Genomic DNA, 21,357 nt, shown 5'->3' on the forward strand with positions numbered 1-21,357 from the left:
TGGTGTCCGGACTGGCCCGCCGTGGCGGCCGCGGCGATGGCCGGGGTGGCGGCGGATCGGCCGGTGGCGGTACTGCGGGGGAACCGGGTGGTGGCGTGTTCGGCCATCGCGCGCGCCGACGGTGTGCGGCGCGGGATGCGGCGGCGCGACGCCCAGGGCTGCTGCCCGGAACTCGTTGTCGTGGCCGATGATCCGGACCGGGACGCGCGCCTGTTCGAGCCGGTGGTCGAGGTCGTCGACGCGACCGTGCCGGGCGTGGAGGTGCTGCGGCCGGGGCTCGTCGTGCTCGGAGCACGCGGTGCCGCACGGTATTTCGGGTCCGAGGAGGCGGCGGCGGAGCAGCTGATCGACGCCGTCGCGGCGGTGGGCGCCGAGGCACAGATCGGCATCGCCGACGCGGTGTCCACGGCGGTGATCGCGGCGCGGCGCGGCGCCATCGTGACACCGGGGGAGGGCGCCCGGTATCTGGCCGCGCTGCCGGTGGCCGAGCTCGCGAGCGAGCCGAGTCTGGCCGCGCCGGAACGCGCCGAACTGGTCGACCTGTTGCGCCGCTTGGGTTTACGCCGCATCGGCGATTTCGCGCGGCTCTCGCCCGCCGAGGTGGCCTCGCGCTTCGGCGCCGATGCCGTCCTCGCGCACCGCACCGCGCGGGCCCTGCCGGAACGCCCGCCCTCGGCGCGTCCACCCGCCCCGGAACTGACCGTCGACCTGGCCTGCGACCCACCGATCGACCGGGTCGACGCCGCCGCCTTCGCGGGCCGCCAGCTCGCCACCGGCCTGCACGCGGCGCTCACCGCGGCCGGGGTGGCCTGCACCCGCCTCGCGGTGACCGCGCGCACCGAGGCGGGCGAGGAACTCACCCGCATCTGGCGCTGCGCGCGCCCGCTCACCCCCGCCGACACCGCCGACCGCGTCCGCTGGCAGCTCGACGGCTGGCTCACTCATCGCGCCCGCCCCACCGCGCCCATCGTGGCGCTCACCCTGGAACCGGTCGAGGTGGTCGCCGCGGGTGCGCTGCAACTGGGCCTGTGGGGCGGCGAGGGCGAGGAGACCGAACGGGCCCGCCGCGCGCTGGTCCGGGTGCAGGGGCTGCTCGGCGGCGAGGCGGTGCGCATCGGCGTCCTCAGCGGTGGTCGCGGCCCCGCCGAGCGCATCACCACGATCGCCCTCGGCGACGAACTCACCCCCGCCGCCGACCCCACCCACCCCTGGCCGGGCAAGCTCCCCGAACCCGCCCCCACCCTGCTCCTGCTGCACCGCCCGGTCGTGCGGCTCACCGACGCCGACGGCCTCGCCGTGCTGATCACCGACCGCGGCCTGCTCACCGCCGACCCCGCCCGCCTGCGCTGGGGCCGCAAGGAATGGGCACTGCTCGGCTGGGCCGGGCCCTGGGCGGTCGTCGAACGCTGGTGGTCGGCCGACCCCGCCGCGCCCGCCGTGCGCGTCCAGGTCCAGCTCGACGCCGCCGCCACCGAGATCCGCGCGGTCCTGCTGGTCTACGACGCCACCGACTGGCATGCGGAAGGCGTCTACGAGTAGCGCGCCGACCGGGCCCGCGGGCGACGGTGTCGACGAGACGTGCTCCGTCGTGTGGGCCGGGCGATCGGCGCCGTCCCGCGCCGGCTCTAGAGTTGTGGTGCCCGTCCCGACCGGCTGGACGGCCGGTCGCGGAAGGAGCGCCATGAACCCGTTCGAGGGGATGCTGTGCTCGGCGGCCGCCGCGGACCTCCCGCTGCCCGGCACCGCCGTGCACGTCACCGGCTGGCTGTGTATCGAGCATCCCGGGGCCTGGGGGCGCGACGTGATCGGCGACCAGGTGCTCGGCCCCGAGATCACCGCCGAACTGGCCGCGCGCACCTCGGCCGCGAAGGTCCGCCCGACGCTGATCCGCCGACCCGGCCGCCACGAATTCACCGGCAAGCGCACCGTCCTGCTGGCCGCCTCGCGCCCGGAGGGCTCGTGGTGCGAGCGATTCGAGATCACCGACCTGCGCGAGCTCTTCGACCTCGACCTGCATCTCACCGCGGGCCCGGCCCCGGGAATCGGTGTGCCCGTGGACGATCCGATCGTGCTGGTCTGCGCCCACGGCAAACGCGACCAGTGCTGCGCGCTGCTGGGCAGGCCGATCGCGGCGGCGCTGTCGGCCGGGCATCCCGGCCGGATCTGGGAGGCCTCGCACACCGGCGGCCACCGCTTCGCCCCCGCCGTCGTGGTGCTCCCCACCGGCCTCACCTACGGCCGCGTCGATGTCCCCGCCGCCGAGGCGCTGCTCACCGCGGCCGACGCGGGCGAGGTCTCGCTCACCGGTCTGCGCGGCCGCAGCTGCTACCCGCCGATCGCCCAGCTCGCCGAAGTCGCTGTCCGCGAACAGATCCCGGCCGCCCTCGACGACCTCACCGTCCATCTCGACCCGGCCCCCACCGACGACCCCACCCTCGCGGGCGCCGCCATCGTCACGCACCGCGACGGCCGCCGCTGGCACGTCACCGCCCGCACCGCCGCCGCCGATCCCCGCCAGGCCAGCTGCCACGCCGCCCCCAAACCGGCCACCTACCTGGAAGCGGTCTCGGTCCAGGAACTCGTCGCGGCCCAGGGCGATCAACCACCGTCGCGGTAGGGCGCTCCGCCGGGACGACACCGCTCGCGGCCCCCTGCGCCGCGAGCGATCGGCCACGGTGAGCCGGGTGTCCGGGAACCGCTCGCGGTGTGCGGTCCCCGGCTGTCGATCACCCGGCTCGATTCGTCTCTGACACAGCCTGATTCACCAGTGTGTCCCCGGCACCCACCGCGCCGCCCGGCGCAGCGCGGTCCCGGTGGCCTTGCGGGCGGCCGAGCGCGGCTTGGGCGCGGGCGCCGGCGGAACCTCCACCGGCACGTCCTCGACCGATTCACCCTTGGCCGCAGGCGAATCCGGCAGCGCGCGGTAGTAGCGGTGCAGAACGCGGTCGCGCAGGCGCGGGGTGATGATGCCGCCGTATTCGGCCAGCGTGCCGAGCGGCACGTCGATGCGCTTGGGGCGTTCGGTGAGGGCGCGCACGATGGTGCCCGCAGCCCACTCGGGGGACTCGGAGGGGCCCTGGTCGCCGCTGGGGGCGATCATCGGGGTGCGCACCAGCGGCATGTGGATGGTGGTGAAACCGACTCCGTCGGCGAGGGTTTCGACCGCGGCCACCTCGGCGAACTTGTCCAGCGCGGCCTTGCTGGCCAGGTACGCGGCGAAGCGGGGCGTGGCCACCTGCACGCCGGCGCTGGAGATGTTGACGATGTGGCCGAAGCCGCGCTCGCGCATCTGCGGCAGCAGGGCGAGGGTCATCCGGACGGCGCCGAAGTAGTTGACCGCCATGGTGCGCTCGAAGTCGTGCATGCGGTCGGTGGACCGGTGGATGGCGCGGCGGATGGACCGGCCCGCGTTGTTGACCAGCATGTCGACGTGTCCGTGCTGGTCCAGCACGGCCTTCACGGCGGCCTCCACCGATGCGGCGTCGGTGACATCGCACTGATAGCCGTAGGCGCGCCCGCCCGCGTCGGTGATCTCGGTGACCACCTCGGCGAGCTCGTCGCCGCGCCGGGCCAGGAGGAAGACCACGGCGCCCTTGTCCGCGACCGCGAGCGCGGCGGCCCGCCCGATCCCGGACGACGCGCCGGTGATGACGACATGCCTGCCGGTCAGCTCACGCTGCCGCTTACGGCCCTGTGGACCTGGAGAAACCTGGGACATCACTGCTCCTTTGCAGCTCGTTGCCTCCTAACTTACTCCAAAGTAAGTTCCCTGACCAGACTCGAAAATATGTTCGAAAGCCTCTCGCCAATATTCGAACGTATGTGCGATACTGGTGCACATGGCGGACGATCGGATGGCGGATATCTATGCCGCGGTGCGGCTCGGCGGTTTCGATCAGGCGGCGGCGCGCGCGGCGCTGACCAGGCTCTGGGAGGAGATAGGGGAAGGCGGTGACCCGTTGCATCGCTGCGTGATCGCGCATCACCTGGCCGATGTGCAGGAGTTGCCGGAGGGTGCGCTGCTGTGGGATCAGCGGGCGCTGGCCGCGGTGTTCGGGCCGGGCATCCCGCTCGACGAGGGCCTGCGCGGCTTCCTGCCCTCGCTGTATCTGAACCTGGCCGACAGCCACCGCCGCGTCGGTGACTTCGACATGGCGCGGATGCAGCTGGCCATCGCGCGCGGGCACCTCGACGTGCTCGCCAACGATGCCTACGGCGCGGTGATCCGCTCGGGTCTCGAGCATGTGGAGGCGGCGCTCGAGACGTGCTCGATGGAGCGTTTGCCCGCGAGCTGACGGCGGCCACGCCTGGTGCGGGGATGCGGCGGGGGTCGTGAGAGGAGTGGGCGCGTGGGCTGGAGCAATGGTCCGCCGACCTGGTCGGAGCTGGAACGGGTGCTCTCGGGCAGGCCGAGCGCCCGCCCCGCCGAGGACATGCATCCCGGCGACGGCGGCGACAGCCCCGCCTGGTCGCGCAAACGCGGCGAGTACCGCGCCGCCGCGCTCGACCGGCCCAGCGGCCCGACGGTGCCCTACGCCGAGCTGCACGCCCACTCCGCCTACAGCTTCCTCGACGGCGCGAGCCAACCCGAGGAACTGGTCGAGGAGGCGGTGCGGCTGGGCCTGGACGCGCTGGCGCTCACCGACCACAACGGTTTCTACGGGACCGTCCGGTTCGCCGAGGCGGCCAGGGAATGGGGAATGCCAACGGTTTTCGGTGCCGAACTGTCACTGGGAACCGATGCGGAGGCGGCGCCGGGCCGAGGGGACGCGGTCCGGCGCCGTTCTGTTCCACGCGGGGGAGCGCGGGGCGCACCCGAGTGGCGCGCCGAGTACGGGTGTGAACTCGATCCCGCGCGACACACCGGCCACCGGGACGCACCGGACTCCCTGCCGCGCACAGGGTTTCCCGATCCCGGCGGACCGCATCTGCTGATCCTGGCGCGCGGGCAGGAGGGGTATCGGCGGCTCTCGCGGGAGATGGCCGACGCGCACATGGCGGCAGGCACGAAGGGCATCCTGCGCTACGACCTCGACACCCTCACCGCCGCGGCGGACGGGCACTGGCACATCCTCACCGGCTGCCGCAAAGGCCACCTGCGCCTCGCGCTGGGGCAGGACCTGGCCGCGGGCGACACACGCCTGCCGAAAGCCGAAGCGGCCCTGCGTGATCTGGTCGAACGCTTCGGCCACGACCGGGTGAGTGTCGAACTCGCCCACCACGGCATCGCCACCGACGACGAACGCAATGCCCACCTGGTCGCGCTGGCCGACCGGCTCGGCCTGCCGGTCCTGGCCACCACCGGCGCGCATTTCGCCGCGCCCGCCCAGCGCAAGCGCGCCATGGCCCTGGCCGCGATCCGCGCGCGCAGCAGCCTCGACGAGATGGCGGGCTGGCTGCCGTCCACCGGCGGCGCGCATCTGCGTTCGGGCGCGGAGATGGCGCGGCTGTTCGCCGAGTACCCGCGGGCGGTGTCGCACGCGGTGGAGCTGGCCCGCGAGTGCGCGTTCGACCTGCGGCTGATCGCCCCGAAGCTGCCGCCGTTCGATGTGCCGCCCGGCCACGACGAGGACTCGTGGCTGCGTCATCTCGCGCTGAAGGGCGCCGCCGAGCGGTACGGCCCGCCGGAACGGAATCCCGAGGCGTACCGGCAGATCGAGCACGAGCTCGCGGTGATCGCGCGGATGACCTTCCCCGGGTACTTCCTGGTGGTGCACGACATCGTCGAGTTCTGCAAGGACAACGACATCCTGTGCCAGGGCCGTGGCTCGGCCGCCAACTCCGCGGTCTGCTACGCCATCGGCATCACCAATGTCGACCCGGTGGCCAACAACCTGCTGTTCGAACGGTTCCTGTCCACCGAGCGCGACGGCCCACCCGATATCGATGTCGACATCGAGTCCGACCGGCGCGAGGAGGCCATCCAGCACGTCTACACCAAGTACGGCCGCGACTACGCCGCCCAGGTGGCGAATGTGATCACCTATCGCGGCAAGTCGGCGGTGCGCGATGCCGCACGCGCACTGGGGTTTTCGCCCGGCCAGCAGGACGCGTGGAGCAAGCAGGTGAGCCGCTGGTCGGGGGTCGCCGCCGAGACCGGCACCGACATCCCCGCGCCCGTCCTCGAACTGGCCGGTGAACTCGACGGTCTGCCACGGCATCTGGGCATCCACTCCGGCGGCATGGTGATCTGCGACCGGCCGATCGCCGACGTGTGCCCGGTGGAGTGGGCGCGCATGGCCGGACGCAGCGTGCTCCAGTGGGACAAGGACGATTGCGCCGCTGTGGGTCTGGTGAAGTTCGACCTGCTCGGCCTCGGCATGCTCTCGGCCCTGCACTACATGATCGACCTGGTCCACGAGCACAAGGGCGAGAAGGTCGAACTGCACGCGCTCGACCTCGCCGAACCCGCCGTCTACGAGATGCTGCAACGGGCCGACTCGATCGGGGTGTTCCAGGTGGAGTCGCGCGCGCAGATGGCCACGCTGCCCCGGCTGAAGCCGCGCGAGTTCTACGACCTGGTGGTCGAGGTCGCGCTGATCCGGCCCGGCCCCATCCAGGGCGGTTCGGTGCACCCGTACATCCGCAGGCGCAACGGCCTGGAGGACCCCGTCTGCGACCATCCCGCACTGGAGAACTCGCTGGCCCGCACGCTCGGGGTGCCGCTGTTCCAGGAACAGCTCATGCAGATGGCCATCGACGTGGCCGGTTTCAGCGCCGCCGAAGCCGACCAGCTGCGCCGCGCCATGGGCTCCAAACGCTCACCGGAGAAGATGGAACAGCTCAGGGAGCGTCTCTATCAGGGCATGCGCGAGCTGCACGGCATCACCGGCGCGGTCGCCGACCGCATCTACGAGAAGCTCTACGCCTTCGCCAATTTCGGCTTCCCGGAGAGTCATTCGCAGAGCTTCGCCTCGATCGTGTTCTATTCCTCGTGGTTCAAGCTGCACCACCCGGCCGCGTTCTGCGCCGGGCTGCTGCGCGCCCAGCCGATGGGTTTCTACTCGCCGCAGTCGCTGGTCGCCGATGCCCGCCGTCACGGGGTGCGCGTGCACGGCCCCGACATCAACGTCAGCCGCGCCGAACCCACCCTGGAGAACGCGGGCACCGAGGTCCGCCTCGGCCTGTCCGGCATCCGCCACCTGGGCGCCGACCTCGCCGAGCGCATCGTCACCGACCGCACCGCCCACGGCCCCTTCACCTCGATGCTCGACCTCACCGGCCGCATCGAACTGTCCGTCGCCCAGGTCGAATCCCTGGCCACCGCAGGCGCTTTGGACAGCCTCGTCCAGAACGACGGTGCGCGGCGGGCGGCGTTGTGGGCAGCGGGCGCGGCGGCGCGGGAACGCGCGGACCTGCTACCCGGCACCGGACCGGTGACCGCGGCCCCGTCCCTGCCCGGCATGAGCGCGCTCGAGATCGCCGCCGCCGACGTATGGGCCACCGGCATCTCACCCGGCAGCTATCCCACCGAATTCCTGCGCGAACACCTCCGCTCCCTCGGCGTCGTCCCGGCCGCGGACCTGCTGCTCGTCGAGGACGGCACCCGCATCCTGGTCGCGGGCGCGGTCACCCACCGCCAGCGCCCGGCCACCGCCGCGGGCGTCACCTTCCTCAATCTCGAGGACGAGACCGGCATGGTGAACGTGGTCTGCTCGGTCGGCCTGTGGCAGCGCCACCGCCGCCTCGCCCAGAGCGCCACCGCCCTGCTCGTACGCGGCCGCATCCAGAACGCCGAGGGCGCGGCCAGCCTCGTCGCCGACCACCTCGAACACCTCGACCTGCGCATCGTCGCCCGCTCCCGCGACTTCCGCTGACACGCCCAGTGGGTGGTACCATATATGGCATGATCAAGACGACCGTGTACCTCCCCGAGGAGTTGGAGGTCCGGCTCGATGCCGAAGCTGCCGCGACCGGCGTCAGCAAGGCGGAACTCATCCGACGGGGGATCGCAATGCTGCTCGACGCTTCCGAGGTACCGAGGAACGAAGCGCCACTGCCGGTGTTCCGTAGCGGTCGGGCCCGCACCGTCGCGGAGATGGATCAGTCGATCTATGACCACATCAAGTCCCGGTCCGAGCGCCGATGATCATCGTCGCCGACACCTCGGCCCTGTTCGCCGCGTTCGACGCCGACCAGCCCGAACACGACCGGGCGGCAGCCGTCATGGCGACCGAGACTCTGGTGATCTCGCCGCTGGTTTTGACCGAGCTGGATCATCTCGTGCACCGCGATCTCGGTTTCGACGCGGCAATGCAGGTCACCGAGGCCCTGATGACGCGCATGCTGGACGGCCGGTATCGGCTCGCTGAACTCAAGCACGTCGATCTCGCTGCGGCACAGACCATTCGGGCCAAATACGAGGGTCTGCGGCTTGACCTCGCCGACGCCGTCGGTGTCGCCTTGGCCGACAAGTACCGCACCGACTGCATATTCACGCTTGATCAGCGGGACTTCCGGGCGATCGAACCGCTCACGCCCGGCGTCGCGGCGTTCCGCATCCTGCCCGCCGATCTGTAGTCGGCTACGCCCGTCGGCGGCCTCGGCGCATTACGCTGCGACCATGCGCAAGCTTGCGGTGACGTTGATCGGGATGCTCGGGCTGCTGTTCCTGGTGGGGTGCGGCGGCGGGAACGACGAGTCCTCCGGCGGGGCCACTCCGACTGTCTCGGGGCCCGCCGCGGCGGTCGCGCCCGGATTCCGCGAGGGCGCACCGGCGAAAGACAGTCCGGCACCGGCGGATTCGACGCGCAAGGAGGTGATCACCGGCTCGGTCGATATCTCGACCGGTGATCCGATCGCGGGCGCGGCGACGGTCACCGACCAGGTGCGGGCCGTGGACGGGCGCATCGACAGCCGCACCGAACAGCCCGGCACCGACAAGCGCAACGCGCGCGCGGTGCTCAGCGTGCGGGTGCCCGCCGACAAGACCGATGCCTTCATCAGCGGGCTCGACGGCATCGGCACCGTCACCCGGGTCACCACCAACCGCGACGACGTCACCATGCAGTGGCAGGACCTCGACGCCCGCATCCGCGCCCTGCAAGCCTCCGTCGACCGCCTGCGCGCGCTGATGGCGGGCGCCACCAACACCGCCGACCTGATCGCCGCCGAGGAGGCCCTGTCGAGCAGGCAGGGCGAACTCGACAGCCTCACCGCGCAGAAACGCTCGCTCGACGACCAGGTGGCCCTGTCCACCCTGACCATCACCCTCACCGCCGACGACGAGCGCACCCCCGGCGAAGCCGACAACTTCTGGGACGGTGTCGTCGCAGGCTGGCACTCGCTGCTCGACTGGCTGCACGACGCGATCGTCTTCCTCGGCAAGGCCCTGCCCTGGCTCGGCTTCCTCGCGGTCATCGGCGCGATCCTCTGGGCGGCCCTGCGCCGGCTGCTGCACCGTCGGCCCAAGACCGCGCCCGCCGCGAGCACGACACCCGAGCCGGAACCGAACCACCCCGCCCCCGAACAGCATTCGACCGACCCGAAGGGGGCGAGCGGTGCCGACGGTCCGGGCGACGATCAAACCCAACAGCCGTAAAGGCCCTCTCGTCGAAACCGCCGAAGACGGCACCCTCACCCTCTACGTCCGCGCCCCCGCCGTAGAGGGCAAGGCCAACAAGGCCGCCATCGACCTCCTCGCCACCCACTTCGGCGTCCCCAGATCAGCGATCCGCCTCACCGCAGGCGCCACCTCCCGCTTCAAACGCTTCGAGGTCGACGGCTGATCAGGCGTCGTCCGGCGTGATCAGCTCCACCCGAGGGAAGTAGGTCCGGAATCGGGCAGCGTCCCTGGTAAGCAGCCGGTAGCCCGAATACGCCGCGTGTGCTCCGATGTAGAAGTCCGGGAGTGGGCTGCGCTTCTCCCCGCCTCGCCGCCGATAGGCGACAAACGCTTTGCTCGCCACGAACCCGGCCTGGAACGGCAGTGGGAGCCGCTCGAGGTCGGCTTCCGGCAGGGCGTCGTCGAGGTCTTCGATGGCGTCGAAACCGCCGGCCACCTCGGCATAGATGATCGGATTGATCACCGTCGCCCCGGCATCTCGTGCTGCGGCCAGCGCGTCGTCGGACCAATCCGCCCACTTCGGGTCGTCGGTGAGTACATCGAGCAGCACACAGGAGTCCACCAGGGTGATGGGCGGGTCGTGAGCGAGTCTCAGCGGCCGCCCCGCAGCGCGGCCGCTAGTCGCCACGGAAGAGCTCCATGAGTTCGTCTGTGCTCATCGACGTCGTCGCCCGGCCACGCATATGCCCGGTGAGCCGTTTCCCGCGACGTGCCGCACCCTCGCGCCGCACGATCTGCAATGTGTTACCGACCTCGATGACCTCGACCTCATCGCCCTCTTCGAACGCGAACTTTCGTCGGAGTTCGGCCGGAATCGTGACCTGCCCCTTGCTGTTCAAGCGCACCGCGCACCACCTTGCTCTCAGGAATGGGGGAGATACGTAATACATGCGATACGTGTCTATTCTATCGCGTGGCTGGTCCGGGCGCTTCGAGATCGGGGGTCAGACCGCGTCGGGGAAGCCCTGTTGGCGCCATGCCTCGTAAACAGCGACCGCCGCGGTGTTCGACAGGTTCATCGACCGGCGTCCGGGCAGCATGGGGACCCGGACCTGATCGGTGATGTGCGGGTCGGCGAGGACCTCGGCGGGCAGGCCGGTGGGTTCGGTGCCGAAGAGCAGGATGTCGCCGGCGCGGTAGGTGATGTCGGTGTAGCGCGTGCTCGCCTGCGTGGTGAAGGCGAAGACGCGCTGCGGGCCGATGGCCGCCCACGCCGTCTCGAGATCCGGGTGCACGGTGACCGAGGCCATGTCGTGGTAGTCCAGCCCGGCCCGGCGCAGCTTGGACTCCGACAGATCGAAGCCCAGCGGTTCGATCAGGTGCAGCGTGCAGCCCGTGCCCGCCACGAGCCGGATCGCGTTACCGGTGTTCGGCGGAATGACCGGCTGATGGAACATCACATTGAACACCGCAGCAGGGTACGTGGCCGGTGCGTCTGGAACAATCGGGGCGTGAACAAGGCGGAGACGACCGGCAAGCATCGCGTGGTGCGGTTGAGTGCCTGGCAGCAGTATCTGCGCAGTCATCTGCCGATGACCGTGGTGACCGCGCTGATCATCGTCGCCGTGGGGTTCGTCGCGTGGGATCGCTGGCGTCGTGGGGCGCTCATCTTCGGTAGTGCCGCGCTGGTGGCGGCGGCCTTCCGGCTGTGCCTGCCGACGGTGCAGGTGGGGCTGCTCGCGGTGCGCAGCAAGCCGTTCGACGTGGCCGCGCTGACCGCGCTGGGCAGTTCCATCGTCTTCCTGGCGGCCACTATCAACACCCTCGGCGTCAGCTGACGAAACGACCGCGCCCGGGCGTGGACGCGGTCGTCGGGATCAGGCGGAGGCGATGGACCCTTCCCACAGACTGCGCGTGCCCTTGCTGCCGTAGCGTTCGCGGGCCTCGGCGGGAGTGATCGTGGCCCGGTCCCGCGGCGGCGCGGCGGTGGCGTGCGCGGCCAGGATCTGCCCGGTCAGCTTCGCGACGTACGGACTGGCCAGGATCAGCCCCCGGTTACCGCGCAGCGCCGTGGCCCACACCAGCGCCTTCCACGGCAGCCGCGCCGAGACGTCGACGACGCGCGGCAGGTCGAACCGGCCGAGCTCGCGCATCCAGGTGGGCAGCGTCGCGATCGTCGCCAGCGACAGCACCCGCCCGCCCGCCGCGAACGTCAGGCCCTTGTCCACCGACGGCCACAGCAGGTAGTGCATCGCCCGCACGGCCCGCTCGCTGACGCACAGCTGCGGCCGCATCCGCGCGAAATAGGCGCGCACCTCCTCGCGATTGCGCGGCACATCGGCGGGCTTGCAGGTCTGCAACTCGGCGGCGATCACGCAGTCGGCCCAGTACCGGTCCTCCTCGGCCGGGCTCAGCGGGCCGGGGCCGAACATCTCGTAGGCCTTGAGCACCGAATGCCAGCCGGTGACGTGGATCCACAGCTGGGATTCGGGATTGTTGGCGCTGTAGCGCTTGCCGCTGATGGGTTCGATGCCCGTCATCGGCGCGTGCACCTTCATCAGGTGCTCGGCGGCCTGGATGGCGGTGCGGCCGTCACCGAGGGCGACCAGCAGGAAGTAGGACAGCGTGTGGTCGAGACGGGTCGCGGGATTGTCGTAGATCCCGTGCGAGTCGGCCACCGCGGCGGTGAGGAACGGGTCGAAGTGCTCGAGGGTGACCGCGCGCTGGAATCCGATCAGCGCGGTCGGCGCCGCCCACACCTTCCAGGTGGGGGAGTCCGGGCCGAAGAAGCCGTAGTCGTCGCGGCGCAGGGAAGTCGGATCGAAGGCCATGCACGTGCTCCTTTGCAGTGCCGAGGCGAACCTCACAGGTGAATACAACGCAACCGTAGCAATTGTGCGGATCGAATACAACGGTTGTGTAGGATTTGTCCGGATGGGTGACCGGTAACGTTCGGAGGGTGAAGGGAGGTCCCGTGACCGCCACGCAGGAACAGCGGCCCCGGCGCCGCTACGCCCCGCGACTGCCGCCGCACGAACGCCGGGCCCAGCTGCTCGACGCCGCGTTCGCGGTCCTGGGCCGTGCCGAACTGCACGAGCTGAGCATGGAGGCCGTCGCCCAGGAAGCCGGGGTCGGCAAGCCGGTGCTCTATACCGTTTTCAAGACCAGGGCCGAACTGGTCGAAGCGCTGCTGGAACGGGAGCGCGAACGCGGCCTGGCGCAGATCGCCGACACCCTGCCCGCCGACCTGGACGGCACCGAACCGGTCGTCGCCGCCTCGGCGACGGTGGAGGCGTTCGTGGGTCTGGCGCTGGAGAACCCGACGCGCTGGCGGCTCATCCTGGCCACCCCGGCCAGCGCCCCCGACGAATACCGGGCCGCCCTGCGTGCCTCGCGCGCCGATATCCTCGCTCGCGCGCAGGCGCTGGTCGAGGTCGGTATCGCGCTCTCACCGCGCTGGTCGGGCATGGACGCGGCGCTGCTGGCGAACGCCACGCTCACCGTGGCCGAGATGCTCGGCCGCCTGGCCGTGAGCGATCCCCACGAGTACCCGCGCGAACGACTTCAGGATTTCGTCCGCTCGGTGGTGGCCCTGCTGCCGGGGCTGCCGGGCCGGTAACGACTGCGGCTCAGCGGTTCTCGCGCGCCATCCGGATCGTCTCGGTGAGCAGCTTGGCGACGGCGGCGGCCTCGGTGAGAAATCCGTCGTGCCCGTCCCGGGAGTGCACGATCTCCAGACCCGCGCAGCCGGGCAGACCTTCGGCCAGCTCGGCCTGAGTGTGCAAGGGGTACAGGCGATCCGAGTCGACCCCGCCCACCACGCACGGCACCGGCGTTGAGGCCAGCGCGGCGGCGACCCCGCCGCGTCCGCGCCCGATGTCGTGGCGGTTCATCGCCTCGCTGAGCAGCACGTAGGTGGCCGGATCGAACCGCTGACACAGCTTCTCGGCCTGGTGCTCGAGATAGCTCTGCACCGCGTAGCGGCCGCCGGTCCACGGGTCCTCGTCGCCCTGGGCCTGATTGGCGAAGCGGTGGTCGAGTTCGCCCTCGGTGCGGTAGGTCAGGTGCGCGATGCGCCGGGCCAGGCCCATGCCGGTCATCGGCGCGCGGCCGGTGCCGTGGTAGTCACCGCCCTGCCAGTCCGGGTCGGACCGGATGACGGCCATCTGCGTGGTCTGGGTACCGATCTGATCGGCGGTGGCCCTGGCGCCCACGGCCAGCACCAGCGCGGCCGAGACCCGCTCCGGGCTGCCGATGATCCACTCCAGCACCCGCATGCCGCCCATCGACCCGCCGACCACCGCGCCGAGCCGCTCGATGCCGAGCAGGTCGAGCAGCTGCGCCTCGGCGGTCACCTGGTCACGGATGGTCAGGCCGGGAAAACGCGCGCCCCACGGCTTTCCGTCGGGGGCGATGCTGGACGGGCCGGTGCTGCCCTTGCAGCCGCCGAGCACGTTGGTGGCGATCACACACCATTCGTCGGTGTCGATCGGCGCACCGGGGCCGACCATGCCCTCCCACCAGCCCGGCGCGGGATTGTCCGGGCTGGCGATGACGGCGGAGTCGCCGGTGAGCGCGTGCTCGACCAGCACCACATTGTCCAGGGTGGGCGAGAGCTCGCCCCAGCGTTGCACCGCGAGCCGCACATCGGGGACCACGGCGCCGTTCTCCAGCGTCACGTCCCCGATGGCGACCACGCCGAGTCGCCCGTCCGGGGGCGGCAGAGCCACCCCGGAGCCGGGTCGGGCGATCGGCGATTCGGTGCTCACAGTCACGTCGTCGCCGCCGCGAAACCGGCCCGCAGATCGGCCAGGATGTCGTCGATGCCCTCGATACCCACCGCGAGCCGCACCAGCCCCGGAGACACGCCTGCGGCCAGCTGCTCCTCCGGCGTCAACTGCGAGTGCGTGGTCGAGGCCGGGTGAATCACGAGAGAACGCACATCACCGATGTTAGCGACATGGCTGTGCAGGCTCAGAGCGTCCACGAACTTCTTGCCCGCGTCGACGCCACCGGCCAGGTCGAAGGCCACGATCGCGCCCGCGCCCTTGGGGGCCAGCTGCGTGATCCGCTCGTGCCAGGGCGAGGACTCGAGGCCCGCGTAGTACACCTTCTCCACGCCCGGCTGCTCGGCGACGAACTTCGCCACGGCCTCGGCGTTGGCCACGTGCCGTTCCACCCGCAGGCTCAGCGTCTCGATGCCCTGGGCGATGAGGAAGGCGTTGAACGGCGAGACCGCCGCACCCAGATCGCGCAGCAGCTGCACGCGGGCCTTGAGCGCGTAGGCGGGCGCGCCCAGGTCGGCGAAGACCGCGCCGTGGTAGCTCGGGTCCGGCTCGGTGAAGCCGGGGAAACGGGCGTTGCCCTCGGCGTCGCGCACGGTCCAGTCGAAGGTGCCACCGTCGACGATCACGCCCGCGACGGCCGCGCCGTGCCCGCCCAGGTACTTGGTGGCCGAGTGCACGACGATGTCGGCGCCGTGGGCCAGCGGCTGGATCAGGTACGGGGTGGCGACGGTGTTGTCGACGATCAGCGGCAGACCCGCGGCGTGCGCGACGGCGGCGATACCGGGGATGTCGAACACCGCGCTGCTCGGGTTGGCGATGGTCTCGCCGTAGAAGGCCTTGGTGTTGGGCCGGATGGCGGCCTGCCACTGGGCCAGGTCGTCGGGGTCCTCGACGAAGGAGACCTCGATGCCCAGCTTGGGCAGCGAGTAGTGGAACAGGTTGTAGGTGCCGCCGTAGAGGTGCGGGCTGGACACGATGTGGTCACCGGCGCCCGCCAGGTTCAGGATCGCGTAGGTCTCGGCGGCCTGGCCCGAGGCCAGCAACAGCGCGGCGACACCACCCTCGAGCGCGGCGATGCGCTGCTCCACCGCGTCCTGGGTGGGGTTCATGATCCGGGTGTAGATGTTGCCCGGTTCGGCGAGCCCGAACAGCGCGGCGGCGTGATCGGTGTCGCGGAAGGTGTAGGAGGTGGTCTGGTAGATCGGCAGGGCCCGCGCGTTGGTGCTCGCGTCGGGGGCCTGGCCGGCGTGGATCTGCTTGGTCTCGAAGGTCCAGTTCTCGGGCAGGGCAGAGTCGGTCATGAAAGTGCTCCAGGGTTGTGCGCCGGGGAATTCGTCAACTGGGTCGGATCGACGGACAACAACACATGGGGGCCTCCTGGGATGCGCGCTTGCCCTCGACCTTCGAGAGCCCGGTCATCACCCGGAGCACCCCACCGCAACTGGAGGGTTGCCGACCAGCGAGCCGGGGCTTGACGCTGGTACTCATGACCTTGCCGTCATGTTAACCGGACAAGCCCCCACACGGAAACTTCCCGGCTGAACGTAGCCTGGATCACGTCGCGATCGGCACAGTCCCGCACAGCGGGCCCTCCCATCGCGGTGAGGTCCCGGGCAGCAGTACGCTTGTCTTGTTTGCACCACACGTCCCGCCGACAACGCGGGGCATATACGTTGTCTGTTGGAACAGCTGGGGTCCGCTCACAAGCGTGTTCGCCTGGCCGTGCAATGAGGGCACCATCCTAGGAGGACACGAAGATCCATGTCCAAGATCAAGGTTGAAGGTACCGTCGTAGAACTCGACGGCGACGAGATGACCCGGATCATCTGGCAGTTCATCAAGGACAAGCTGATCCACCCGTATCTCGACGTGAACCTCGAGTATTACGACCTCGGCATCGAGTATCGCGACAAGACAGACGACCAGGTCACCGTCGACGCCGCGAACGCCATCAAGAAGCACGGCGTCGGCGTCAAATGCGCCACCATCACCCCCGACGAAGCGCGGGTGAAGGAGTTCGGCCTCAAGAAGATGTGGCGCTCGCCCAACGGCACCATCCGTAACATCCTGGGTGGCACCATCTTCCGCGCGCCGATCATCATCTCCAACGTGCCCCGCCTGGTGCCCGGCTGGACCAAGCCGATCATCATCGGCCGCCACGCCTTCGGCGACCAGTACCGCGCCACCGACTTCAAGGTCTTCGAGGCGGGCACCGTCACGCTGACCTTCACCCCGGAGGACGGCGGCGAGCCGATCGTGCACGAGGTCGTGAAGATGCCGGAGGACGGCGGCGTCGTCATGGGCATGTACAACTTCAAGAAGTCCATCGAGGACTTCGCGCGCGCCTCGTTCAACTACGGCCTGCAGCAGAACTACCCGGTGTACCTCTCCACGAAGAACACCATCCTCAAGGCCTACGACGGCATGTTCAAGGACACCTTCCAGGAAGTCTTCGACGCCGAGTTCAAGGCCGAGTTCGACGCGGCGGGCCTGACCTACGAGCACCGCCTGATCGACGACATGGTCGCCTCCTCCATGAAGTGGGAGGGCGGCTACGTCTGGGCCTGCAAGAACTACGACGGCGACGTGCAGTCCGACACCGTGGCCCAGGGCTTCGGCTCGCTCGGCCTGATGACCTCGGTGCTGCTCACCCCGGACGGCAAGACCTGTGAAGCGGAGGCCGCACACGGCACCGTCACCCGGCACTACCGTCAGCACCAGCAGGGCAAGCCGACCTCGACCAACCCGATCGCGTCGATCTTCGCCTGGACCCGCGGCCTCGAACACCGCGGCAAGCTGGACAACACCCCCGAGGTGATCGGCTTCGCGCAGACGCTCGAAGACGTGGTCATCAAGACCGTCGAGGGTGGGCAGATGACCAAGGACCTGGCGCTGCTCGTCGGCGGCGATCAGGGCTACCTGAGCACCGAGGAGTTCCTGGGTGCCTTGGACGCAAATTTGGCCCGCACCCTGAAGTGAGCCTTTCCGCCTCTGGCCGATAGGGGGCTGCGTCGGCAGCCCCACGGTGAGGTGGGAGCGTTCGCTCAGCCCGGTGAGTTACCCGTGTTCTCGCGAGAACAGTGGGTTGCTCGCCGGGCTGTGTCGTTTCCGGGTGGGGTAACTCACGGTCGTCCCGGGATGCGCGGGGCCGGGACTCGCCGTTGCATGGAGGCGTGACTTCTTCCCTCTCCGCCGCCGACCGCGTGGCGCCACGCACCAGCTGGCACATTCCCGCGATGCTGGCGCTGGCGCTGGGTGGATTCGGGATCGGCACCACCGAGTTCGTGACCATGGGACTGCTGCCCGATATCGCCGCCGACTTCCGGATCACCGAGCCCACGGCCGGTCACGCGGTGTCGGCGTACGCGCTCGGCGTGGTCGTCGGGGCGCCGTTGATCGCCGCGCTGTGTGCCCGGGTGCCCAGGAAGAAGCTGCTCATCGCCCTGATGGCCGCGTTCACCGTCGGCAATGCCGCGACCGTGCTCGCCCCCACCTTCGGTTCGCTCGTCGCGGCCCGGTTCGTATCCGGATTGCCGCACGGCGCCTACTTCGGTGTCGCCTCGCTGGCGGCCGCCACGCTCGCGCCCGCCGGGCAGCGGGCCAAGGCGGTGGCCGCGGTGATGCTCGGATTGAGCGTGGCCAATGTGGTCGGTGTGCCCGGGGCGACCTGGCTCGGCCAGCATCTGGGCTGGCGGGACGCCTACGTGGTGGTCGCGATCATCGGCGTGGCGACCGTGGCCGCGCTGTGGCGGTTCGTGCCACCGCTGACCACCATGACCATCACCGATCCGCGCACCGAACTCGGCGCGCTGCGCCGCCCCCAGGTGCTGCTCACCCTGGCCGTCGGCGCGATCGGCTTCGGCGGCATGTTCGCCGTCTACACCTACATCGCCACCACCATGACCGATGTCGCCGGGCTGTCCGTCGGCGCCGTCCCGATCGTGCTCGCCCTGTTCGGCCTCGGCATGATCGCGGGCAATGTCCTCGGTGGCATCCTGGCCGACCGCGGCGTCGACCGCTCGATCTTCGCGGCCCTGCTCGCCATGGTCGTCATCCTGGCCGGCTTCGTCCTGGCCGCCCACAACCCGGTCACCGCCGCCCTGGGCGCCTTCCTCGTCGGCGCCTCCGGCGCGGCCCTGGCACCCGGCCTGCAAACCCGCCTCATGGACGTCGCCGCCGACGCCCAAACCCTCGCCGCCGCCCTCAACCACGCCGCCCTCAACATCGCCAACGCCGCAGGCGCCTGGCTCGGCGGCCTCGTCATCGCCGCAGGCCTCGGCTACACCGCCCCCGCCGCCGTCGGCGCTGTTCTGGCCATCGCAGGCGTCCTCCTGTTCACCACCACCGTCTGGCTGGCCCGCCGCGTGTCTCCCAGCTCGCGGAGTGCGCCGATCTCGACCACCTCGCCACGTGGCTGAAACAGGCAGGCACGGCGACCTCGACCGACGAGCTGTTCGGCTGATCGCCGTGCGCGGGTGAGCGCGTCCGGATCAGTGGCGTGTGCCGTCTGCCGGGCGGGCCCAGCCGATGCTGAGGTGGACGGCGCGTTGCCAGTGGGCGTATTCCTCGTCGCGGCGGGTGCGGTCGGGGTGGGGGAGCCATTGGGCGGCGGCTCGCCAGTTGCGGCGTAGGCCCTGGAGGTCGGGCCAGTAGCCGACGGCCAGGCCCGCGGCGTAGGCGGCGCCGAGGGAGACGGTCTCGGTGACCAGCGGGCGGGTGACGGGGATGTCGAGGACGTCGGCGATGATCTGCATGAGCAGGTTGTTGGCGGCCATTCCGCCTGCTACGCGCAGGGATCGCGCGCGCAGGCCCGCGTCGGCGTTCATGGCCTCGACCACGTCGCGGGTCTGCCAGGCGGTGGCCTCGAGGACGGTGCGGGCGAGGTGGCCTTTGGTGACGTACGAGGTGAGGCCGATGAGCAGGCCGCGGGCGTCGCTGCGCCAGTGCGGGGCGTAGAGGCCGGAGAAGGCGGGGACCAGATAGCAGCCGCCGTTGTCGTCGACAGTGCTTGCGAGGGTTTCGATTTCGGGCGCGGTGGCGATCAGGCCGACGATGTCGCGCAGCCACTGCACCAGCGACCCGGTGACCGCGATCGGCCCCTCCAGCGCGTACACCGGCTCCGGGCCCACCTGGTAGCCGATGGTGGTGAGCAGCCCGTGCCGGGAGCGCACGATCTCGGGCCCGGTGTTCATCATCAGGAATCCGCCGGTGCCGTAAGTGCATTCGGTCTCGCCGGGCGCGAAGCAGGTCTGCCCGAACAAGGCGGCGTGCTGGTCGCCGAGCGCCGCGCCGATCCGCACGCCCGGCGCGGCGACCCGGGCGGTCCCGAAGTCACCGGTCGAGGGTTCGATGCGGGGGAGCATGGCGCGCGGAATGTCGAAGAACCGCAACAGTTCCTCGTCCCACTGCCGGGTCGCCAGGTTCATCAGCAGGGTGCGGCCCGCATTGGTGACATCGGTGACGTGCTCGCCGCCGGTGAGGTTCCAGATCAGCCAGGACTCCATGGTCCCGAACAGCACGTCACCGCGTTCGGCTCGCTCGCGCAACCCGTCGACTTCGTCGAGCAGCCAGCGCAAGCGGGGCGCGGCGAAGTAGGTCGCCAGCGGCAGCCCGCTCAGTGCCGTGATCCGTTCGGCGCCGGGCATTTCCCGCAACCGTTCGACCAGCGCCTCGGTCCGCACGTCCTGCCACACGATCGCCCGCCGCACCGGCACCCCGGTCGCCCGATCCCACACCACGGTGGTCTCGCGCTGATTGGCGATCCCGATGGCCGCCACGTCCCCGGCCTCGATCCCGGCGTCGCGCAGCGCGGCGGGCACCACCTTCTCGACCGTCCGCCAGATCTCCAGTGCGTCCTGCTCCACCCACCCCGACCTGGGGTAATGCTGACGATGCGCCCGCTGCGCCATCCCGGCCAGCCGCGCGTGCCGGTCGAACACGATGCACCGGCTCGATGTGGTGCCCTGGTCGATGGACAGGACGAAGCGTCGGGTCATCGGGTCCGGCTCCCGTCATCGAGGTCATTCGCGGGCTGCCAGCCCACCTCGACCCGGTCGGTCGGGATGGACGGGCGGTAATTGCTTGCGCGGCAGGCTATCTCGCCGCAACGCCGGAAGTGACCCAGGGGGCGCGCAAGCCCGGCGCCTGCCGCGTGGTCGTGCGTCGGCGAGCCGATCGCCGCCGGGCGCCTTCTCACGGCGACACGCTCAGGTCGCGGTGCACGGCCCGCGCCGCGGCGCGCACGTGCTCGATCGCCGTGGCACGCAGCTGTAATCGGTTGTCACACAGCCGATCCACCGGCCCGGTGATCCCGAGCGCCGCCACCACCAGCCCACCCCGGTCGCGGATCGGCGCGGCCACACCCGCCTCCCCGCCACGGAACTCGCCGACCTCACCGGCCCATCCCGCCCGCCGGACCTCGGTGACCGCGCGCGCGAATTCGTCGCGATCGACGATGGTGCGCCGGGTGAAGGCGGTCAGCTCCGGGGCAGCGCCGGACGGGGCCCCCGAACCGGCAGCGCCGGCCGCAGACCGTGTCCGCGCCGGCACGGCGTCATAGGCCAGCAGCACCTTGCCCAGCGCGGTGGCGTGCGCGGGCAGCACCTCGCCGACCGCGAGCGCCTGGGCGCTGTTGTCCGGCCGGAAGACGTGGTGGATCACCGTGACGCCGACCTCGCGCCCCACCGCGATCCGCACCGACTCCCCGGTGCGCGCCGCGAGCGCGTCGGCCCGGTGGATCGCCCGCGAGCGCAGCTCGTTCACATCGAGCCGGTCGGTGCCGAGTTCGCCGAGCGCGGGTCCAAGCAGATAGCGGCCGGTCGTGGCGTCCTGGTCGACGAACCCGACGCCCAGCAGTGTCCGCAGGATGCCGTGCGCGGTGGGTTTGGCCAGGTCGAGGGCACCGGCGATCTCCCCGACGGCGAGCGGGCCGGGGGCACGCGCGAGCAGACGCAGCACCGCGGCGGCGCGTTCGATCGACTGGATCGGGCCAGGCACACCCCGAACCTACCAGCCCGTTCGGCATTGTCGAACGGTAGTGATGGCGGCCCCCGAACCCGGTTCCTA

Annotated in this window: 21 protein-coding genes and 1 riboswitch; of the genes, 12 read left to right on the forward strand and 9 right to left on the reverse strand. The window is 70.7% G+C overall.

Features of this window, described 5'->3' with window-relative positions:
• Positions 1-36 precede the first annotated feature (36 nt).
• Both ACFC06_RS22860 and ACFC06_RS22865 read left to right on the forward strand, forming a co-directional pair.
• Positions 37-1,539, forward strand: coding sequence for a DNA polymerase Y family protein (locus tag ACFC06_RS22860; protein WP_375935710.1), 1,503 nt, complete (start codon positions 37-39; stop codon positions 1,537-1,539).
• A gap of 142 nt (positions 1,540-1,681) precedes the next feature.
• Positions 1,682-2,617, forward strand: a complete 936-nt coding sequence (locus ACFC06_RS22865; protein WP_375934607.1) for a sucrase ferredoxin — start codon at positions 1,682-1,684, stop codon at positions 2,615-2,617.
• A gap of 144 nt (positions 2,618-2,761) precedes the next feature.
• Here ACFC06_RS22865 and ACFC06_RS22870 read toward each other — a convergent pair whose 3' ends face one another.
• Positions 2,762-3,718, reverse strand: a complete 957-nt coding sequence (locus tag ACFC06_RS22870; protein ID WP_375934610.1) for an SDR family NAD(P)-dependent oxidoreductase — start codon at positions 3,716-3,718, stop codon at positions 2,762-2,764.
• 121 nt (positions 3,719-3,839) lie between these two features.
• Here ACFC06_RS22870 and ACFC06_RS22875 point away from each other — a divergent pair, with 121 nt between their 5' ends.
• From ACFC06_RS22875 to ACFC06_RS22900, 6 genes are read left to right on the forward strand one after another with little or no spacing between them, the layout of a single operon-like run.
• Positions 3,840-4,295 carry a hypothetical protein gene (locus ACFC06_RS22875; protein WP_375934613.1) on the forward strand — a complete coding sequence of 152 codons (456 nt, stop codon included), beginning with the start codon at positions 3,840-3,842 and terminating at the stop codon, positions 4,293-4,295.
• Between the two features lie 54 nt (positions 4,296-4,349).
• Positions 4,350-7,817 (forward strand): error-prone DNA polymerase, encoded by a 3,468-nt coding sequence (locus ACFC06_RS22880; RefSeq protein WP_375934615.1) that lies wholly within the window; start codon positions 4,350-4,352, stop codon positions 7,815-7,817.
• A gap of 29 nt (positions 7,818-7,846) precedes the next feature.
• On the forward strand, positions 7,847-8,089 hold the full coding sequence (locus ACFC06_RS22885; RefSeq protein WP_375934618.1) for a ribbon-helix-helix protein, CopG family: 243 nt from the start codon (positions 7,847-7,849) through the stop codon (positions 8,087-8,089).
• The gene (locus ACFC06_RS22890; RefSeq protein WP_375934621.1) at positions 8,086-8,520 is read left to right on the forward strand and encodes a type II toxin-antitoxin system VapC family toxin; all 435 of its coding nucleotides are present in this window, start codon (positions 8,086-8,088) and stop codon (positions 8,518-8,520) included. The genes ACFC06_RS22885 and ACFC06_RS22890 overlap by 4 nt, the downstream gene beginning before the upstream one ends.
• Before the next feature lie 43 nt (positions 8,521-8,563).
• A complete protein-coding gene (locus ACFC06_RS22895; RefSeq protein WP_375934624.1) occupies positions 8,564-9,541 on the forward strand; it encodes a DUF4349 domain-containing protein in 978 nt (325 codons plus the stop codon).
• A complete protein-coding gene (locus tag ACFC06_RS22900) occupies positions 9,501-9,728 on the forward strand; it encodes a DUF167 domain-containing protein (RefSeq protein WP_375934627.1) in 228 nt (75 codons plus the stop codon). The genes ACFC06_RS22895 and ACFC06_RS22900 overlap by 41 nt, the downstream gene beginning before the upstream one ends.
• On the opposite strand, the gene ACFC06_RS22905 is transcribed toward ACFC06_RS22900, so the two are convergent.
• The 3 genes from ACFC06_RS22905 to ACFC06_RS22915 form a co-directional block, all read right to left on the reverse strand.
• A complete protein-coding gene (locus ACFC06_RS22905; RefSeq protein ID WP_375934630.1) occupies positions 9,729-10,193 on the reverse strand; it encodes a type II toxin-antitoxin system VapC family toxin in 465 nt (154 codons plus the stop codon).
• Positions 10,183-10,410, reverse strand: a complete 228-nt coding sequence (locus ACFC06_RS22910; protein ID WP_375934633.1) for an AbrB/MazE/SpoVT family DNA-binding domain-containing protein — start codon at positions 10,408-10,410, stop codon at positions 10,183-10,185. The genes ACFC06_RS22905 and ACFC06_RS22910 overlap by 11 nt, the downstream gene beginning before the upstream one ends.
• 99 nt (positions 10,411-10,509) lie before the next feature.
• Positions 10,510-10,974, reverse strand: coding sequence for a tRNA (cytidine(34)-2'-O)-methyltransferase (locus ACFC06_RS22915; protein ID WP_375934636.1), 465 nt, complete (start codon positions 10,972-10,974; stop codon positions 10,510-10,512).
• Between the two features lie 123 nt (positions 10,975-11,097).
• Here ACFC06_RS22915 and ACFC06_RS22920 point away from each other — a divergent pair, with 123 nt between their 5' ends.
• Entirely contained in the window at positions 11,098-11,343 is a 246-nt protein-coding gene (locus ACFC06_RS22920) for a DUF3017 domain-containing protein (RefSeq protein ID WP_375935713.1), read from the forward strand.
• A gap of 39 nt (positions 11,344-11,382) precedes the next feature.
• Here the strand turns inward: ACFC06_RS22920 and ACFC06_RS22925 are convergent, their stop codons facing one another.
• On the reverse strand, positions 11,383-12,336 hold the full coding sequence (locus tag ACFC06_RS22925) for an oxygenase MpaB family protein (protein WP_375934639.1): 954 nt from the start codon (positions 12,334-12,336) through the stop codon (positions 11,383-11,385).
• Positions 12,337-12,479: 143 nt separating this feature from the next.
• Between ACFC06_RS22925 and ACFC06_RS22930 the strand changes: the two genes are divergently transcribed.
• Positions 12,480-13,124, forward strand: coding sequence for a TetR/AcrR family transcriptional regulator (locus tag ACFC06_RS22930; protein ID WP_375934642.1), 645 nt, complete (start codon positions 12,480-12,482; stop codon positions 13,122-13,124).
• A gap of 10 nt (positions 13,125-13,134) precedes the next feature.
• Here the strand turns inward: ACFC06_RS22930 and ACFC06_RS22935 are convergent, their stop codons facing one another.
• Both ACFC06_RS22935 and ACFC06_RS22940 read right to left on the reverse strand, forming a co-directional pair.
• The gene (locus ACFC06_RS22935; RefSeq protein WP_375935716.1) at positions 13,135-14,235 is read right to left on the reverse strand and encodes a homoserine O-acetyltransferase; all 1,101 of its coding nucleotides are present in this window, start codon (positions 14,233-14,235) and stop codon (positions 13,135-13,137) included.
• A gap of 41 nt (positions 14,236-14,276) precedes the next feature.
• Entirely contained in the window at positions 14,277-15,593 is a 1,317-nt protein-coding gene (locus ACFC06_RS22940) for a bifunctional o-acetylhomoserine/o-acetylserine sulfhydrylase (protein ID WP_375934644.1), read from the reverse strand.
• An 80-nt stretch (positions 15,594-15,673) separates the two neighbouring features.
• A riboswitch (SAM riboswitch) is annotated at positions 15,674-15,784 on the reverse strand.
• A 269-nt stretch (positions 15,785-16,053) separates the two neighbouring features.
• Here ACFC06_RS22940 and ACFC06_RS22945 point away from each other — a divergent pair.
• Positions 16,054-17,271, forward strand: a complete 1,218-nt coding sequence (locus tag ACFC06_RS22945; protein WP_375934647.1) for an NADP-dependent isocitrate dehydrogenase — start codon at positions 16,054-16,056, stop codon at positions 17,269-17,271.
• 194 nt (positions 17,272-17,465) lie between these two features.
• Positions 17,466-18,710 (forward strand): MFS transporter, encoded by a 1,245-nt coding sequence (locus ACFC06_RS22950; protein ID WP_375934650.1) that lies wholly within the window; start codon positions 17,466-17,468, stop codon positions 18,708-18,710.
• A 72-nt stretch (positions 18,711-18,782) separates the two neighbouring features.
• Here ACFC06_RS22950 and glpK read toward each other — a convergent pair whose 3' ends face one another.
• Entirely contained in the window at positions 18,783-20,288 is a 1,506-nt protein-coding gene (glpK, locus tag ACFC06_RS22955) for a glycerol kinase GlpK (protein ID WP_375934653.1), read from the reverse strand.
• A 196-nt stretch (positions 20,289-20,484) separates the two neighbouring features.
• Positions 20,485-21,288, reverse strand: a complete 804-nt coding sequence (locus tag ACFC06_RS22960) for an IclR family transcriptional regulator (RefSeq protein ID WP_375934656.1) — start codon at positions 21,286-21,288, stop codon at positions 20,485-20,487.
• Positions 21,289-21,357 lie beyond the last annotated feature (69 nt).

The organism is Nocardia sp. NPDC056064 (assembly GCF_042266925.1).
Classification (GTDB): domain Bacteria; phylum Actinomycetota; class Actinomycetes; order Mycobacteriales; family Mycobacteriaceae; genus Nocardia.

Excerpts from the sequence above, each read along its gene's own strand:
- ACFC06_RS22860 (WP_375935710.1), top strand. The coding sequence starts at position 37 with ATGGCCGGGGTGGCGGCGGATCGGCCGGTGGCGGTACTGCGGGGGAAC.
- ACFC06_RS22865 (WP_375934607.1), top strand. The coding sequence starts at position 1,682 with ATGAACCCGTTCGAGGGGATGCTGTGCTCGGCGGCCGCCGCGGACCTC.
- ACFC06_RS22870 (WP_375934610.1), bottom strand. The coding sequence starts at position 3,718 with ATGTCCCAGGTTTCTCCAGGTCCACAGGGCCGTAAGCGGCAGCGTGAG.
- ACFC06_RS22875 (WP_375934613.1), top strand. The coding sequence starts at position 3,840 with ATGGCGGACGATCGGATGGCGGATATCTATGCCGCGGTGCGGCTCGGC.
- ACFC06_RS22885 (WP_375934618.1), top strand. The coding sequence starts at position 7,847 with ATGATCAAGACGACCGTGTACCTCCCCGAGGAGTTGGAGGTCCGGCTC.
- ACFC06_RS22890 (WP_375934621.1), top strand. The coding sequence starts at position 8,086 with ATGATCATCGTCGCCGACACCTCGGCCCTGTTCGCCGCGTTCGACGCC.
- ACFC06_RS22895 (WP_375934624.1), top strand. The coding sequence starts at position 8,564 with ATGCGCAAGCTTGCGGTGACGTTGATCGGGATGCTCGGGCTGCTGTTC.
- ACFC06_RS22920 (WP_375935713.1), top strand. The coding sequence starts at position 11,098 with ATGACCGTGGTGACCGCGCTGATCATCGTCGCCGTGGGGTTCGTCGCG.
- ACFC06_RS22925 (WP_375934639.1), bottom strand. The coding sequence starts at position 12,336 with ATGGCCTTCGATCCGACTTCCCTGCGCCGCGACGACTACGGCTTCTTC.
- ACFC06_RS22940 (WP_375934644.1), bottom strand. The coding sequence starts at position 15,593 with ATGACCGACTCTGCCCTGCCCGAGAACTGGACCTTCGAGACCAAGCAG.
- ACFC06_RS22945 (WP_375934647.1), top strand. The coding sequence starts at position 16,054 with ATGTCCAAGATCAAGGTTGAAGGTACCGTCGTAGAACTCGACGGCGAC.
- glpK (WP_375934653.1), bottom strand. The coding sequence starts at position 20,288 with ATGACCCGACGCTTCGTCCTGTCCATCGACCAGGGCACCACATCGAGC.